The following is an 18159-nucleotide window of genomic DNA, read 5'->3' as shown; positions in this document are numbered from 1 at the left end:
TTAATAGTTTTAAGTTAGTAGTTAATGAAAAAATTCAGCTTAAGCCGAATTTCTCACTACTACTAACTTTTAACTCTTAAATCTTAACTTCTAACTATCTAACTGCTATTCTAGCATAATCATTATTAAAAAGTAAACTAATACCCATCCTTATTTCTTAAACCAAAGTATTCCTCTAAAGTAATATTACCATACAACTTTAACGCCTCTATTAATTCGTCTTCATTCATAATAAATACTACCTTTAAATCATCATCTAATACATAAAATATATTAAATCTATTTTTATCTACCATTGACATAACATTTGCAAGTCCTTGCTTGTAGTAAACTGATATACTTTTGTTTTCAATATATTTATTTCTCAACAATTTATTTCTTTTCACAAATATATTTCCCATCAATATATACATGGCAGATTTTTCTTCACTTCTTGTAATTAAACATATAGCAATTGAAGCAATAAGTATACTTACATTTATTACGCCACTATATGCAAATACAATTATAAAAATAACTAATAATATAACTCCTATCGTATAACTTATTTTAGAAATTATATAATTAGCTCGTCTATACAATATCTTTTGAGACAATAATATTTCTAATACTCTTGCCCCATCTAGTGGATAAGCAGGAAGTAAATTAAAAAATAATAAACTTATATTAATATTAATCATTTTATCTATCAATATATTATTACTTGCAAAACCAATACACCAAAATATACATATAATTATAAAGTTAGCAAAAGGACCTGATAAATAAATTTGTAGTTTTTCTTTTTTATTTAATTCATCTATATTAGCAAACTGAGCACTTGTTCCATATATATGAATCTGAATATCATTAAACTTACAGCCTTTTCTTTTTGCCACTAATATATGCATTCCTTCATGAGCAAGTATACTTATAAATGCTAAAATAATTGAATTGTTAAAGCTTAAAAGTATAAAAAATACTATGAATTCTGCTAAAACACTTCTTTTCCATCTATCCATTTACCTCTCCTTCTTAGTCAAACCATTAGTAAAACATCAACCTCCTTAATACAATTGCATAAACTGAATTCTTATCTTAAGACAAAGTTTTAAACTTTCCTTAATTTTAGAATTCATTATACCCCAAGCACCCCTAGTCTATTGTCCCGTCCATTATTATATCCAACCTAAACAAGTGGGAGTATTATACCAACTAACCATTTGATAAACATTAAAAATCAACCTTATCCCCACCTAAACTTGTTTTTATGTAATTACTTATTTTATTAACTATTTTTGACAAATCAAAGCTTTCTACTTCTTGTTCAACTTGGCTATAAGTTGTATCATTAATTACTGCTTTTACATTTTCATATGCCCCTGTTTGACCTGGTGCATATTTCAAATAAAAGCTTGCCATCAACATAAAAATAACTACAACTAATTGATAAATAAAAACATTAGACATACTTGAAAAGAACTCTTTCTTTTTTCTTTTATTATTGTTATATCCATATAGTTCTTCAAATGAATTCCTTGTGTATACTGGTGAATTATTTTTCTTTACATTTTTATTTTGTAAACCTTGATAGTAATTTTTATATTGCGAATTATAATTTCCCATTTCTACCTCCCTAAAAAATTGATTATTAAATTATATTTTACAACTAAAAAAAATATGCAATATATTGTGTTACAACATATTGCATATCCTGATATCTAAAAATTAAGTTTTGTTTTTCTCATTCCTACATTTATAACTAGTCCTAATGATAATATTGTAGTTAATAGCGAACTTCCTCCATAACTAACTAATGGAAGAGTTATTCCCGTTATAGGCATTAACCCTATAGTCATACCTATATTTTGCCATATTGCAAATAAGAAGTATGCTACCATCCCCGTTGCTATAATTCTACCAAAAATATCTTTAGAATCCCGTGCTATATTAATCATCCTTGAAATCAATATTCCATATAGAGTTAATAAACAAATTGCGCCAAAAGTTCCCCATTGCTCACAAACTTGAGTAAATATAAAGTCTGTTTGAATTTCTGGAACATATTGTGATGAATACCCTCCAGTTCCATCATTAGCTAACGAATTCAAGCTTCCAAAAAATCCACCTGATCCAACTGCTATAAGAGATTGTCTCAAATGATATCCTGAATCTGATGAATCTGCTTCTGGGTTCTGAAATGATGTAATTCTTCTCTTTTGATAATCTTGAATTAATCCTGAATTCCATACTAGAACTATTCCTAATATTAGTGCCCCTAGACCACCTAATATTATTCTATTATCTAGACCGCCAATAAAGAACACTCCTAAAACCATAAAGAATAATACCATCGTCATACCCATATCAGGTTGAATAACAATAAGTCCTGCAGGTATTATTGCATAAAAAGCTAATATACAGAAATTTTTAAAATTATTTATTTCTCCTTCCATATCATCTAACTTTTTACCCATCATCATTATTGTCCCAATTTTTGCAAGCTCTGCCGGCTGGAAAGATAATGGCCCTAACCTTATCCATCCTTGAGCCCCATTAATTGTTGATCCTATTAATAATACTAATACTAATAATGCTATTGATGCCCAATAAAATATTGGTGTAAATGCCTTAATAATTGAATAGTCTATTGCTACAACAAAATATAATAAAACTAATGATGCCACAAAGAAAATGCTTTGCTTCACAGGAAATAGCATTCCCCCAGCAGATGTTTTCTTTGCTAAATATATATTAACTATGCCAAACATCGTTATTAATATTATCGATATTAGCATCCACTTATCTACCCTTTTCAGTTCTTTCAAACTCATTTTAAACTTTGATAAAGGTATCATAACTTTACCTCCTAGAATTTATACCCACTTATTATATCTTATTTCCTCTTTTTTCTCCATAAAGAATTATACTGTTCCATATAAAATTCATAAAGTTTTAAGAATTAATTTACTTTAATGTTAAATATAAAAATAGTATATGTATTCTAATTTAATCTATGATAGTATATGTATTCTAATTTAATCTATGAATTCTTAATATTTTAAAATAAAAAAATGCATCAAAAAATAATGTTAACACAACAATAAGCATAGTAACAAATTTCAACTAACAAGTTGCAAATTAATGAATAAATTCAGCTTAATCTGAATTTGCAAAAACACCCCAAGGTGTTCCAAACCTTAATCTGTCACTTGTCACTTAATAAGCTTGTCATCTGATTAAATCTTTATACATTTTGTGTTAACATTATAATTTTAATACACCTATTTTTTATCTTCCTCTTACATTCTTTATAGGAATATTGGCAATTAGTGCAGGTCCGCCTTCACCTTCAACGTCCTCACTTCTATTTAACGAAATCTCAACATCATTAGCATCTATTTCTATATACTTAGAAATAACCTCTAATATTTCATATCTAATCTTCTCTAAAGTTTCCGGAGCTATATCGCCTCTATCATGAATTAGTATTAATCTCAATCTATCTTTAGCAACTTCTTTTGGTGTAGTCTTATTAGAAAATACCCTTAAAAAATCCATAATGACCAATCCCCCTAATTTTTCTTAAACATTCTTTTTATTGCTGAAAATATTCCGGTAGATTCAGAACCTAACTTAAGTAGTGGAACTTCTTCCCCTGTGATTCTCTTAGCAATATTTCTAAACGCTTGGCCAGATTGAGCTTTATCATCTAAAACTATAGGTTCACCTTTATTAGTAGAAACAGTTATGCTTCTATCATCTGGAACTACTCCTAAAAGCTTAACTGATAAGGTTTCTATAATATCTGAAACATCAAGCATATCTCCCCTTTTTGTCATTTCGTAATTTAATCTATTAACTATTACTGCATGATCTTCTAATCCTTTTGCATCTAATTTACCAATTACTCTATCAGCATCTCTTACTGATGTAATTTCTGGATTTACAACTACAATAGCTTTATCAGCACCTACAACTGAGTTTTCAAAACCTTGTTCGATTCCAGCTGGGGAGTCTATTAATACATAATCAAACTCTTCCTTTAATTTATTAACTAAATCAAACATATCTTGCGCTCTAATATCATCTTTATCTTTTGTCTGAGCTGTTGGTAAAAGACAAAGATTAGGATACCTTTTATCTTTAATTAACGCTTGCTTTAATCTACATCTGTTTTCAATTACATCAATAATTGTATATACTATTCTATTTTCTAATCCCATTAATACATCAAGGTTTCTAAGCCCTGTATCTCCATCTACAACTACTACCCTTTTTCCTAACGCAGCTAATGCTGTTCCTAAGTTTGCAGTTGTTGTAGTCTTTCCAACACCACCTTTACCTGATGTAACAACTATCGAAATTCCCATGTCAATCCCTCCACTTTAGTAAATATATTTATTTGGTAAGTATGGCTCTACTACTATGTAACCATCTTTTATTTTTGCAACTTCTGGATAAGATGGCTTAATACCATCATCTGGCGGTACAGTAAGTATATCTGATATTTGCATTAACTCAGGTTGCATTGAAAATGCAGCTATTATAGATTTTTTATTTCCACCAGTTCCAGCTTTAACATGCCCCTTTATACTTCCAAGAACTATAATATTGCCTCCTGCTGAGACCTCTGCACCATTATTTATATCTCCTATTATAATAATATTGCCAGGATAATCAACCGATTGTCCACTCCTTATTGTTTTCTTGATAAATTTAGTTTTTCCTTCATGAACCCCATTAAAAACTTTAATATTATTAGTTTCCTTCTTTACTTTACTAATATCATCAAAAACACAATCCTTTATATTTATTTTTTGAAATAATTCATCTTTTAATTTGCTTATATCAGAGTTACTAATATGTTTAAAATTAGCTGTGATTTTTAATATTGAATTTTTATAAAAACCTTTATTAATTGACAAGCTAGATACTAATACTTCGAGCATATCATCAAAGCCTATAAACTTTTCTGTATCAATAGTAATATTTACACCATCTTTGTTCCCTTTTATTTGTATTCTATCATCCTTCATTGGCAATCCTCCACCAATTAATAACTCAATTTAATATTAATTATATCATATAACAACAATTAAAAACATAAAATGCTTCAAACCTTTGTAATTTTTCTGCAAAATATCACTTATTTTTCCAATACATATTATTTATTTTAAAATATGTAATCTTTTAAGTAAAGAAAATAAATTAAAATAATAAATTTTACATAAAAAAGAGAACCTCTTTAAAGGTTCCCTTTTAGTCCGCACCAGTTCCACTCTCAACAGGTATATTTAATTCTTGACTACTTCCTTCAGTAGTACCTAAATCCTGTGTACCCTCATTTGTAGCTTCTTTATCAGCTTCAGCTCCTTGTTTTTTATCTGCTGGAGCTCCAACAACATATTTTTGGAACGTTGCTGATGTAGATGCGTAATTTGGATTAATTTGTAATAATTCATCCTTAAAATAAGCTTCATATATAGCTTTATGAACAAATGCACTATTAGCTCCTCTATTACCATCATAAATAGTAGAGAATATTGCAATTTTAGGATTATCCATTGGTGCAAAACTAATATAGTTTGCATATGCCTTTCTTCCTTGGTAATCATATTGTTCTTGTGTACCAAAGTCAGCTGTACCAGTTTTACCTGCAACTTCTATAGGGAAATTAGCAAATAATGCATAGTTAGTTGCATTTGAAGGTGATGTATTAACTCTTCTCATCCCTTCTTTTATAGCTTGTAGAACATCTGCCGGAATATCTATTTGATCTAATACCTCAGGAGTGTATTCTTGAATAACTTCTCCATCAGGTGATGTTATTTTATCAACTATCGATACCTTATATCTTGTTCCACCATTAGCTAAAGTCGCAACATAATTTGCCATTTGTAATGGTGTAAATGCATTCATACTTTGCCCAATACCATCTTGAACTATATTTATTGGAGATCTTATTTCAGAACTTTGGTTAACAATAAAATAAGAAATTGCATTTGATACTATTTTAGCCTGTTCATTAACAACTTTTTCAGAATACTCTAAACCTGCATTAGCTAAATTTTCTTTATATCTATCTGATACATTCATTATTTCTTTAACTGTATCAATTATGCTATTGGCATATTCTGTTTGCCCACTAACTTGCTCATTAGTTCCAACCTTTAATAAAGTTTCTTTAATATTATTTTTCAAATTAGTTTTTAATGTTTTTAATTCATCTGAATCAGTACTAATATCCTTTATATCAAAAGGTACAAAGAAATAAGAGTTTTCATAATTACCTGCTTCAAGCGCTGGTACTATAGTATATTTTGCATTTTCTGATAAACTCTTTCTCCATGAAACAAAATTATATGTTTGCCCAAAGTTTTCATAAATTTGAATTCCAGTTGAGGCACTTTTCCCTTGTTCTGCCCCTAGTCCAAATCTCCATGCATAACGAGCAATAGAATCAAGTGCATTAACATCTGCACCATTTTTTATATATAATCTAATTGCAGTTTCATAAAAGAAATAATTCGAAGAAACTTCGAGCGCTTTTCTAACATCTGTAATTCCATGACCTGTCTTTTGGAAGTTTTCAAGTGTTTGACTACCTGTATACTCACTACTCCAAATACCAACGTCATTAACAGTATCTGTTTCACTTATTGCTCCATCCATTAATCCTGCTACAGCTGTTAATGGCTTAAATGTTGATCCAGGTGGTACAAATCCTTGTGTTGCATAATTAAGCATTGATCTTGGATATAAATCATACTTATCAGTTCTTACTCCATCATCATTAACTGGGAAAAGCTCATCTAGCGTTCCAGTCGCTCCAGTACTTTGAATATGTTGTGTTCCGAAGCTCTCATAATCCGGATTAAAGTATTCATTATATTTCTCTGTAGTTAATTCACTTGGAATTGCAAAATCATTAGGGTCAAAATATGGATAACTTGCCATTGCAATTACCCTTCCAGTATTAACTTCTATCGCAACTACAGCCCCTCTATTTGCACTTGCTAAACCTTCTGACTGTAATGTAAGTATCTGATCTTCTAATGCTGCTTGAGCTGCATATTGAACATCCTTATCTATTGTTAAATGAATATTATTTCCTTGATAAGACTCTAATTTAAATAGTTCTTCTGTTGTTCTTCCTTGAGAATTTACTTTTACAGTAGTTCCGCCTTTTGTACCTTTTAATTGATCTTCAAAAGCTGATTCTATTCCAGATACACCAATTAAGTCAGTTGATACATCATATCCCCTTAGTTCATAACTTTCACTTTGAGAACTACTAATAGTAGAAACATATCCAACTACAGCTGATGCTAACGTTCCATATGGATAATATCTAACTGGTTTTAATGTAACATTAATACCTGGCAAATCATTTAATTGTTGATATACTATAAATGCAGTATCTCTATTAATATTATTTGCTATAGTAATATTAGAGTACCCACTAAAACTTCCCATCTTTATAGCATCTTTTATAACAATGTATCTTCTAATATCTTGAATTGAATATTCTTTTAATAAATCATCTAAAACTTCCTTACCAGTAGCATTTTTATACTTCTTTGCTAGTTCACTAGCTTGATCTGTTGTATATCCATCTGGTAATAACAATTTATATAAATCATATGATTTTACAAGATAATAGAATGTGTCTTCTGCCGAGATTTCCATAAGCCTATCGTTAACTTCATTTATTTGATCATCTGTATAATCTCCCTCTTGATCCTCAAAAAGTTTCTTTTCTATATCTTCATTTAACCCTCTATCACGTTTAAATCTTATTTCTAATGTTCTTTTAGCCGACTCACTATCTGCCTTAAACTGAAAATATATTTTGCCATTTTCATCAACCTTAAGTGCTAAATCATCCTGGAATTCTTCTCCATTTTCTTCCAAAATTTCAAATATCTTGTCCATAGTTTTGTAAAAAGCCTTGGTTGATTCAACTGTTTCCATATATGTTAATGCATATGTTTGTTTGTTAGTCGCTATTACGTTTCCATCAGAATCATAAATATTTCCTCTTGGTGCTTCCTCAGAAAGAAATTTAGTTGAACTTACATCAGCCTTTTCTTTATAATCATCATGCTTATAAACTTGTAAATATAATAACTTTGCTACTATAGTGCCCATAATTATAAACATAATTATATATAAAACAGAGTATCTAGAATTCTTTTTCTTTTTTTTAGGTTTATTTACTATCATTAAAACCTCCATGTATTTCTATCTAAATATTTATCTAGCATATTTAAAATAAATCTATAGAAAAGCATCATACAAATAGTATTTAATACTGCCGATAATAAAGCAACTTTCATATCAATACTTATAGCAAATAATTTAAATATTATAACTACCCCTAAAACCTTTAAAGTAGAAATAAATAACGCTATTAAAATTGGAACAATTCTATTTTCTTTAAATATACTTTCTCCAATTTTAGCACATAAAAGGCATAATAAAGTGTTTAAAAATAAATTAACTCCAAATCCTGAAAAGAAAAATAAATCCTGAAGAAATCCACTTACTATTCCAATAAAAAGTGCTTCATTTTTACCTCTAATAACTGAATATGCCATAGCAAATACAAATAAAAGACTTGGAAAGGCACCTGCAATTGAATAACTAGGTAATAAAGTATTATCTATAATCAATAATAACACTAATATAATTATTAAATATATCCTCTTCATAGTTCTATTCTCCAATATCAACCTTTTCTTTTGGAACAACAACAAACAATTCTTCAAGCTTATTGAAGTCCACATATGGTTTAACTACAGCTCTTTTCATAATCCCCACATTATCTACTTCTACTGAAATAACTTCTCCAATTCTAATTTCCTTAGGATACATTTCCCCTAATCCAGAAGTTAATATTTTATCTCCTTCTTTAATTGCAGACTCAATTGGAATATTAGATAGTTCTGTTAAATTTTTATTTTTACTATCTGTTATACCTTGTAGAATCCCAGTTGTTTCATCAGTACTTTCAACCATAGCTGCTACTGCAATATTTTCATTTAAAATAGTTTGAACAATAGCAAAACTTGAAGATGCCTTTGTTACTTTTCCAACTAAACCAGCAGGTGTTATTACCACCATGTCCTTTTCAACGCCATCTTTTGTTCCTTTATCGATTATATATCCATTAGATATATTTCCTCCACTATAGCCAATAATATTACATCCTAAATAATCATAATTGGCATTATTTTGTGAATAATCGAACATTTCTCTTAATCTTGTATTTTCATCTTTCATTCTTTCGTATTCTATTAATTTATTTTCAAGTTCAGCATTTTTTGCTGTAAGTTCTTCATTTTCTTTTTTTACATTAGAAAAATTAATAAAAAAGTCAAAAGAACCTTTTACTTTTTCATTTACTGTATAAACAATCTTTTGTAATGGACTAATAACACCACCAACACCACTAGATATAATATTTGAATTACCCTTTATACTTAATACAATTATTCCCAAAAAGGCAACTGACAGTACCACTATAGTTACTGCCAGTTTGTTTTTAAAAGGTTTCATTATTGACCTCTTTGAGTTTTACTTAATTCATCAAAATTATCTAGTGCTTTACCTGCACCTAAAACAACGCAATCTAATGGTGTTTCAGCAATGTGAACAGGCATATTTGTTTCGTGGTTTATTAATTTATCTAATCCTTTTAATAAAGCTCCTCCACCAGCTAGCATTATTCCCTTTTCCATTATATCCGCAGATAATTCAGGTGGAGTCTTTTCTAAAGTAGTTTTAATAGACTCAATAATTGCATAAACTGGTTCTTTTAATGCTTCTCTTATTTGATCCTCAGTTATTGTTACTATCTTTGGAAGTCCTGTTATCATATCTCTTCCTTTAATATCCATTGAGGCATTTTCTTCATCAATCTTATAAGCTGAACCTAATTCCATCTTAATTTGTTCAGCAGTTCTTTCCCCTATCATTAAGCTAAATTCTTTTTTAACATAAGCTATTATTGCCTGATCTAATTCATCTCCAGCAACTCTTAATGATTTGCTCGTTACTATTCCTCCTAAAGAAATAATAGCAACTTCTGTAGTTCCACCACCAATATCAACAATCATGCTACCTGTTGGCTCTCCAACTGGAAGTCCTGCCCCAATTGCTGCTGCCATTGGTTCTTCCATTAAAACTACATCTCTTGCTCCTGCAAATTTAGCTGCTTCTTCTATAGCTCTTCTTTCAACTTCAGTAACACCAGATGGATAACATACTATAATTCTTGGGCTTGTAAACGCACTTTTGCTTGTTACTTTTTCAATTAACTTTTTAAGCATAGTTTGTGCAACCTCAAAATCTGCAATTACACCATCTTTAAGTGGTCTTATTGCTACAATGTTACCTGGTGTTCTACCTATCATAAGCTTTGCTTCTTGCCCAACCGCTAATGGTTTTCTTGTATTACTATTTATCGCTACAACTGAAGGTTCGCTTAATACTATTCCTTTCCCCTTTACGAAAACAAGTGTATTAGCTGTTCCTAAATCTATTCCCATGTCTTTATTACTACTGAAAAATCCCATATGAATTCCCCTTTCGATTATATAATTCCTTTTTCTTTTAAACTAACATATTTATTATTACCAATTATGATATGATCTAACAATCCAATTCCTATAATATTTCCGCATTCCTTTAATCTAATGGTGATATCAATATCTTCCTTACTAGGACTGGGATCTCCTGATGGATGATTGTGACAAACTATTACATTTGCACTTCCCCTTTGAATTGCTTCTTTAAAAACTTCTCTTGGATGAACTATAGATGAGTTCAATGTTCCCTTAAATATGTCTTTAGTTCCTATCACAATATTTTTTGTATTTAATAAAATTAACTTAAATACTTCTTGCTTTAAATTAACCATTTCATTAATTAATAATGATGCAATATCCTTTGGTGATGAAATTTTAATCATCTCTTTTTGAGATTTAAAAGTTCTAATCCTATTAACTAACTCCATCATGGCAATTATTTGGCAAGCTTTCACTTTTTTAATACCTTTAATTTTACTTGCTTCCTCATAACTTACATTTAAAAGTCCGTCTAATCCATCAAGCTCAGCAAGTAATCTACTGCTTAAAGCTATGACATTTTCACCTTTTGTACCTGTTCTTAATAATATAGCTAAAAGCTCCTCATTAGATAAAGTATCAACTCCAAATTGAAGTAACTTCTCCATAGGTCTCTCATTTAATGGTATATCATTTACTCTAATATTATTCGTCATAAATACTCCTTATAAGTAATAATATACCCATTCCCCCTAATTATAAAACATTCTTTATCATCTTGTTTAACAAGTTTAATGGCAATCCAACTACGTTATAGTAACAACCATTTATTTTTTCAACAAATACGCCACCATATCCTTGAATTCCATAAGCTCCTGCTTTATCTAAACATTCTCCTGTGTCTATGTATCTCCATATTTCCTCATCTGAAAGCTCTGAAAAATAAACTTCTGTGTAAAGACATTCACTTTTCATTACTTGCTTTTCATTGTTAATAACTGTAACACCTGAATAAACCCTATGAACATTATTACTTAATAATTTAAGCATCCTAAATGCATCATCTTTATCCTTCGGTTTTCCAAGTATATTATCATCTATAACAACAATTGTATCTGCCCCTATTATTATAGAATCATTAGTACAATTTAATGCTACTGATTTAGCTTTTCCTTCTGCGAGTGTTTTAACATATTTTTCAATGTCTTTACTAACCTCTACTGTCCCCTCATCAAAGTCACTAATCTTTACTTCAAAATCACTTATTATCCTTGATAATAATTCTTTCCTACGATCTGAAGCAGATGCTAATATAAACTTCAAACATATCACATCCTACAGTTATTTATTATTTATTATTCCCAATTAAACGCTAGTCTTACACTTGACTTTAAAATTTAATTTAAACATAATAAAAAAAGAGGTAAAACACTTGCCACCTATCTTTTTTCTAATATAGTTTATCACTTAATAGATGTTCAAACAAGCACTTTCCTCTTTTTATATATGAATTTTTTGTAGAATATTATATATATTCCCTTAAGATTTTCTTAATTTTTTTACAATTATTGATATTTAATGTCATTATTTTTTTAATTAACTAAAACTCAATAAAATTTTGTATAAATATTGCATTTCGTTTGCTACATCTTCTTTCTTTATTTCAGCTGCCATATCATTAACATGATTTTTTAATTCAGTTAATACATCATTCTTATCACCTTCACTTATTACATCAAGTCCTTTAACCCAACTCTTAAAATCAGATGTATATACTGATTTTACATTATCCTTAAATGCTGTATCTAATATATTTAAGTATCCATTATAAATTCCTGCAATTTGACTTTGTACTTTATCATTTGAATTTAAATCAAATGATACTTTAGCACAATCTATACCACTACTAGTTAAAGTATCCATTATTGATTGTCCTTCTGCTGTTGTATATACTCCAGCTAACACTTTAAACTTATCTGACTCATTATATATAAAGGCTCCATATCCATTCGCTATTTTGTTATATGCCTCTTTTGCGTTATCCTCATTAGCAAAATACCCACATTGAATTGCCATAAAACTTGTATTTATACTTCCTTGTACATTTTCTTGACCTTCTGTACTATTATCAACTGCACTACTAGCTTGAACATCTTCACTGTTATCAGCTGCATTTTCAGCTTCGCTATTATCAATATTTTCACTTTGATTTACCGCTTCAGAATTTGCTTGAGTTTCACTAGCATCATTTAATGGTAAAAAATGAATAATTATATTAGCAAGCATTATCCCAACAATTACAACAAATACACTCATAGCTAAAAATGATAATATAGTTTTTGCAAGTCCACTATTTTTTTTAGTTTTCTTATAGTTATACCTTGTATACCTCACTTTCTCATCCACCCCATCTCTAACTTTCTTAAACTTTTACTTATTACATTACAATATATTCATTATTTATCTTATATATACATAACAAAAAACTTTTAATTCCCATACTAGTTTGTAAATTAAATTGTTTAAATTCAATCTTTTACTTATACTGTACTAAAAATATTTTTTCATAATAATAAAAAATAAAGGCCTAGTTAACTATACTGTGCCAAATAGACACCTTATAATTAACAAGCCTTCATTAAAATAGATTTTAAAATAGAAATTTTTTAAATAGAAATCTAATGATTTTTTATTATCTTATTTCTTTTAATATTCCTAATAAATATTCATAACAATTTTTAACTGATGAAATACTCATATGTTCATCTGGAGTATGTACATCATAAAGATTTGGTCCAAAACTTATCATATCTAAATTTCCAAGTTTTTCATTAAACAATCCACATTCAACCCCTGCATGGATAGCAACAATTTTTGCTTCTTTTCCATACATATCTTTATGAACCTTTTGGCATATATCTCTAACTTTTGAATTAGGATCATATTCCCATCCTGGATAATCAGATGTAGTTTCAAATTTTCCACCTAAAAGTTCTACTATAGTCTTACTTCTTAAAACTATTTCTTCTTTTAATGAAGGAATTGAACTTCTAATTGCTGAATCAAATTCTACCACTCCATCTTTTGTAGTTAGTACTCCTAAATTAGTTGAACTTTCTACTAATCCTTCAATTTCTGTACTCTTACTATTAATACCATTTGGATAAATGTATAATAAATCTACAACTTTCTTTGTACTTTCATCAGTAAACTCTTTGCATGTTTTAATATCAGTTATTGATGCTTCAATTTTTAATCCTGGATCTTGTGCTCTTAACTCATTTTCAATAATATTATTCCAATTATTTATTACTTCTATTGCAGTATTCTCATCATTAGGATTAACAGCTATTATTGCTTCTGCTTCTCTAGGTATAGCATTATTTTTAGATCCTCCATTTAAACTAACAAGATTAAATTTCACTTCTCTTAATAATCCTTTAAGTACTCTTCCTAATATTTTATTAGAATTTCCTCTTTCCTTAATTATATCCATACCAGAGTGACCGCCTTTTAACCCTGATATATTAATTTTTATTAATTTTTTACTACCAATCTCTTGCTCATCTACTTTTAAAGTAGCTGTGCTTCTTACTCCTCCTGCACAACTAACTAAAAGATATCCTTCTTCTTCATTATCAAGATTGATTAAAATCTTTCCTTGTAAATTTTCTTTTTTTATTGCCATTGCACCTGACATTCCTGTTTCTTCATCTGTAGTTAATAATACTTCTATTGGCGGATGTGGAATGTCATTTGAAGCTAATATAGCCATTGCATAAGCTACTGCTATCCCATTGTCTGCTCCTAATGTAGTATCTGTTGCATATATATAATCATCAACTATTCTTAATTTTAATGGATCTTTTTCAAAATCATGCTCTACCCCATTATTTTTTTCACACACCATATCCATATGACCTTGAATAATTACTGTTGGTGCATTCTCGTATCCTGGCGTACCTGGTTTCTTTATAATAACATTTAATGCTTCATCTTGTATGCTTTCAAGACCTAATTCTTTACCAAAATTCAACAAGTAATCACTTATTCCTTTTTCATTTCCTGATCCTCTTGGAATATTAGAAATCTCTTCAAAATATTGAAAAACCGCTTTTGGTTCTAAATTTTGTAAAATCTTCATTTTTACGTCTCCTTACTGTTTAATTATGTTAAAATAATTATATATCAATTAGTGCAACATAATCTATATAGAACAAATATATTTTATTATTTTATTATTTTATAATTTTTATTTTTGATAAAGTGAGGTGTTTTTATGCAAAAAACTAAAATGATTTTCACAATTGGACCAGCAAGTGATAATGAAGAAACATTAACACAATTTATTAAAATTGGTATGAATGTGGCTAGATTAAACTTTTCTCACGGAACACATGAAACTCATAAAGAAAAAATAGACTTAATAAAGAAAATAAGAACTAATCTCAATACTCCTACTGCAATAATGCTTGATATTAAAGGACCTAAAATAAGAACTCATAATTTTATAAATGATGGAGTTGAATTAAAGGCAAATCAAATATTTGCCTTCAAATGTGGTACAGAAATAACAGGTAATACACAAGAATGTTCTATCTCATATTCCGAATTATATAAGGATGTAAATATTGGAGGAACTATACTAGTCGATGATGGATTAATTAACTTTGAAATTATTGATATAAACGGAAAAGATATAATATGTAAAGTATTAAACGATGGAGTTATCAAAAATCATAAAGGGGTTAATGTTCCTAATGTTAGTATTAATTTACCTTCTGTAACTGAAAAAGATAAAGATGACTTAGTTTTTGGATGTAAGATGGGCGTAGATTTTGTAGCAGCCTCTTTTATTAGAAAAGCTTCAGATATTAAAGAAATAAGAGACCTTCTTAACAAAAATAACGGTAAAAATATTCAAATTATAGCTAAAATAGAAAGTCAAGAAGGTGTAAATAACATTGATTCTATTTTAGAAGTAGCTGATGGAATAATGGTTGCTAGAGGTGACATGGGTGTTGAAATTCCAATAGAAAAAGTTCCTATTATTCAAAAGAAAATCATAAAGAAATGTAATGAAGCTGGAAAAATAGTAATTACAGCAACTCAAATGCTTGATTCAATGATAAGAAACTCTTTACCTACTAGAGCTGAGGCTTGCGATATTTGTAATGCTATTTTTGATGGAACGGATGCAATTATGTTAAGTGGTGAAAGTGCTAGCGGACAATATCCAATCGAAGCAGCTAATACTATGTCTAAAATAGCTAAAGAAACTGAACTTCATTTAGATTATAATTATTTAAATCAACGTTTAAAAGAACCTGCAATGTATGACTTTGCTGAAGCTATTAGTTATTCTACTTGTAGAACTTCTAATGTTCTTAATGCTAAAGCAATTGTTGCAGCAACTAACTCTGGCGCAACAGCAAAACTTGTTTCTAAGTATAAGCCAAAATGCCCTATAATAGCTATTACTCCTCATGAGGAAGTAATGCGTGGATTAAGCTTAAATTTTGGTGTTTATCCAGTCTTATGTCAAGAATTTGCAACTACTGATGACATTTTAAATGAATCAAAGAAGATTGTAGCAGAATTGAACTTAGCAGATAAAGGTGATGACATTATTGTTGCTGCCGGTATGCCAACAAATTATACTGGTGGAACCAACATGCTTAAAATCGAAAAACTTTAGATACTTAATGGAATAACGAAAAAAGTAATGATTTTATGAAAGGGAGGATATAAATTCTTAACGAAAATTATACTAACTCCTGTAGATAATATCATTACTTTTTCTTTTTCACGTTTACCCGTAATTAATTGAATAATCCGCTGAATAGATCTCCTAGTGTAACATCACCATCGTTATCATTGTATTGTAAGTATTCATTTGATCTTTCAACAGCATCTTTAATACTTAAAGAAATTCTCTTGTTTTCTTTATTAACATCAAGAACCTTAACTTTAACCATTTGTCCCACTTCAAGAACATCTGAAGGTTTAGCTATATTTTCATCAGTAATTTCATTGATGTGGACTAACCCTTCAACACCTGGGAATAATTCTACAAATGCACCAAAAGACATAAACTTAACTACTTTACCTTCTAATACATCTCCAGCTTTTATACTATCAGCATGTACCTTCCATGGTTCTTTATCTACATCTTTTAATATTAGTGAAACTCTTTCATGTTCAGCATCTACATCACCTACAAATACTGTAACCTTATCGCCTTCACTAACTACATCTTCAACCCTTTTTACTCTTTCCCAAGCTAAATCATTAATGTGAATTAATCCAGTTATTCCTCCAATATCTACAATAGCACCAGCCTTTATTATCTTCTTAACTGTACCTTCTCTTTTTTCACCACTTTTAACATTTTTCCAAAGTTCTCTCTTCTTTGCATTGTAAGCTTCTTCTTCTAAAATTCTTCTTGAAGCAACAACCTTTCTGTTTCTTAAATCTAATTCTGTTAATCTTACTTCAATTTCTTTTCCTAATAAAGTTTTAAGATCTATTCTTTCTCTTGAAGCTAAAGAAGCTGGTATAAATACTCTAATAGATCCATAGTAAGCAACTAATCCACCTTTAACCTCTTCTTTAATAACAACCTTTATAGTTTCTTCTTTATCAAAAGCTTTCTTTAAATCTTCTTTTTCAGTTATTTGAAGTGCTCTTAATCTAGAAAGTTGAACATATCCTTCTCCATCATTTGGTGAAATAACGTATACATCTAATATATCACCTGGTTTAACAACATCAACTGGTGAAATATCTCCAATAACTAACTCTTCCTTAGCTATTACACCATCGAATGCATAATTAATATTAACTGTAGCTTCCTTATCATTAACATCTATAATTTGACCTTTTAATATATCTCCTGAATTAATTCTTTTTACATCAAATTCTTTTAAAAGATCTCCCATTGAATTCTCATTTAATTCAACTGACATAACTAATCACTCCTTTGTAAAAACTTTTCACATTTAATTTTAAGTCAACAGTAAATTTTATACAAGCAAAACAAGAAAAAAGCCATTTTGATTATATAATATGCCCCCTTCATAATAACAGTTTTTTTATTCTAACTGTCTACTATAAAGAGAGCATATTTAAAATTTCGATTCTCACTTTATTATATTAATTTTTTATATTATAGTAATTTCTTTTCTTTCTTAATGGCATTGTAACAATAATTTATTATGTCACTTCTTTTTATTATTCCAATAAATATGCCTTCATCATCAACTACTGGAACAAAGTTTTGAGTAGTTGCTAATCTAATAATACTTTCAACATCAGCATTAATCGAAACACTTTTATGTTTTGTTCTTATAGCTATTTCACTTACTTTAACATTTTCAGTATTTTTAAAATTAAGATTAGCTGTATTTTTTAACTTCCATAATAAATCACCTTCAGTTAAAGTTCCTACATACTTTCCTTGCTTGTCTATTAATGGTATTGCCGTGTAACCATGATGCTCCATTCTCTCAATTACTTGTCTCATGGTTGCATCTATATATTCATAAATAACCTCACTTTTAGGAGTTAAAAGAAATGCAATATTCATATCTTCTGTCCTTTCCTT

17 protein-coding genes are annotated in these 18159 nt (G+C 29.0%); 1 reads left to right on the top strand and 16 read right to left on the bottom strand.

Translation table 11 applies throughout. From position 1 onward, the window contains the following. Positions 1-137 precede the first annotated feature (137 nt). The 14 genes from HCG70_RS01975 to HCG70_RS01910 all read right to left on the bottom strand — a co-directional run bounded on the left by HCG70_RS01975 (position 138) and on the right by HCG70_RS01910 (position 14697). Positions 138-1001 (bottom strand): site-2 protease family protein, encoded by an 864-nt coding sequence (locus tag HCG70_RS01975; protein WP_221697434.1) that lies wholly within the window; start codon positions 999-1001, stop codon positions 138-140. A gap of 211 nt (positions 1002-1212) precedes the next feature. Then, complete coding sequence (locus HCG70_RS01970; RefSeq protein ID WP_042399779.1) at positions 1213-1605, bottom strand: hypothetical protein; 393 nt, start codon at positions 1603-1605, stop codon at positions 1213-1215. A 95-nt stretch (positions 1606-1700) separates the two neighbouring features. Continuing rightward, on the bottom strand, positions 1701-2837 hold the full coding sequence (rodA, locus tag HCG70_RS01965) for a rod shape-determining protein RodA (protein ID WP_042399782.1): 1137 nt from the start codon (positions 2835-2837) through the stop codon (positions 1701-1703). Positions 2838-3270: 433 nt separating this feature from the next. Further along, positions 3271-3540 carry a cell division topological specificity factor MinE gene (gene minE / locus HCG70_RS01960; protein ID WP_042399785.1) on the bottom strand — a complete coding sequence of 90 codons (270 nt, stop codon included), beginning with the start codon at positions 3538-3540 and terminating at the stop codon, positions 3271-3273. A gap of 14 nt (positions 3541-3554) precedes the next feature. Beyond that, complete coding sequence (gene minD, locus HCG70_RS01955; protein WP_042399788.1) at positions 3555-4352, bottom strand: septum site-determining protein MinD; 798 nt, start codon at positions 4350-4352, stop codon at positions 3555-3557. Between the two features lie 15 nt (positions 4353-4367). Continuing rightward, entirely contained in the window at positions 4368-5018 is a 651-nt protein-coding gene (minC, locus tag HCG70_RS01950) for a septum site-determining protein MinC (RefSeq protein WP_042399791.1), read from the bottom strand. 223 nt (positions 5019-5241) lie between these two features. Further along, on the bottom strand, positions 5242-8208 hold the full coding sequence (locus HCG70_RS01945; protein ID WP_221697433.1) for a penicillin-binding transpeptidase domain-containing protein: 2967 nt from the start codon (positions 8206-8208) through the stop codon (positions 5242-5244). Then, positions 8208-8696, bottom strand: a complete 489-nt coding sequence (gene mreD, locus HCG70_RS01940; protein ID WP_042399799.1) for a rod shape-determining protein MreD — start codon at positions 8694-8696, stop codon at positions 8208-8210. The genes HCG70_RS01945 and mreD overlap by 1 nt, the downstream gene beginning before the upstream one ends. 4 nt (positions 8697-8700) lie before the next feature. Continuing rightward, positions 8701-9543: a rod shape-determining protein MreC gene (gene mreC / locus HCG70_RS01935; protein WP_042399802.1), complete on the bottom strand. Its 843-nt coding sequence runs from the start codon at positions 9541-9543 to the stop codon at positions 8701-8703. Continuing rightward, complete coding sequence (locus HCG70_RS01930) at positions 9543-10562, bottom strand: rod shape-determining protein (RefSeq protein WP_042399805.1); 1020 nt, start codon at positions 10560-10562, stop codon at positions 9543-9545. Before HCG70_RS01930 ends, mreC begins: the two co-directional genes overlap by 1 nt. 17 nt (positions 10563-10579) lie before the next feature. After that, positions 10580-11269, bottom strand: a complete 690-nt coding sequence (gene radC / locus HCG70_RS01925; RefSeq protein WP_042399808.1) for a DNA repair protein RadC — start codon at positions 11267-11269, stop codon at positions 10580-10582. A gap of 40 nt (positions 11270-11309) precedes the next feature. Then, entirely contained in the window at positions 11310-11876 is a 567-nt protein-coding gene (locus HCG70_RS01920) for a Maf-like protein (RefSeq protein ID WP_042399811.1), read from the bottom strand. Between the two features lie 273 nt (positions 11877-12149). Beyond that, complete coding sequence (locus HCG70_RS17630) at positions 12150-12947, bottom strand: SPOR domain-containing protein (protein WP_221697432.1); 798 nt, start codon at positions 12945-12947, stop codon at positions 12150-12152. A 298-nt stretch (positions 12948-13245) separates the two neighbouring features. Continuing rightward, positions 13246-14697, bottom strand: a complete 1452-nt coding sequence (locus HCG70_RS01910; RefSeq protein WP_055292167.1) for an aminoacyl-histidine dipeptidase — start codon at positions 14695-14697, stop codon at positions 13246-13248. A gap of 135 nt (positions 14698-14832) precedes the next feature. Between HCG70_RS01910 and pyk the strand changes: the two genes are divergently transcribed. Next, positions 14833-16251 (top strand): pyruvate kinase, encoded by a 1419-nt coding sequence (gene pyk, locus HCG70_RS01905; protein WP_042399818.1) that lies wholly within the window; start codon positions 14833-14835, stop codon positions 16249-16251. A 124-nt stretch (positions 16252-16375) separates the two neighbouring features. Here the strand turns inward: pyk and rpsA are convergent, their stop codons facing one another. Together rpsA and HCG70_RS01895 are read right to left on the bottom strand one after the other, a co-directional pair. Further along, positions 16376-17521, bottom strand: coding sequence for a 30S ribosomal protein S1 (rpsA, locus tag HCG70_RS01900; RefSeq protein WP_221697431.1), 1146 nt, complete (start codon positions 17519-17521; stop codon positions 16376-16378). A gap of 200 nt (positions 17522-17721) precedes the next feature. Next, positions 17722-18141, bottom strand: a complete 420-nt coding sequence (locus HCG70_RS01895) for a CBS domain-containing protein (protein WP_042399821.1) — start codon at positions 18139-18141, stop codon at positions 17722-17724. Between the last annotated feature and the right edge of the window lie 18 nt (positions 18142-18159).

It is taken from the genome of Clostridium sp. K04 (assembly GCF_019734375.1).
Lineage (GTDB): Bacteria > Bacillota > Clostridia > Clostridiales > Clostridiaceae > Clostridium > Clostridium saudiense.
The sequence above is the reverse complement of the archived record's forward strand: the minus strand, read 5'-3'. Positions and strand labels throughout refer to the sequence as shown.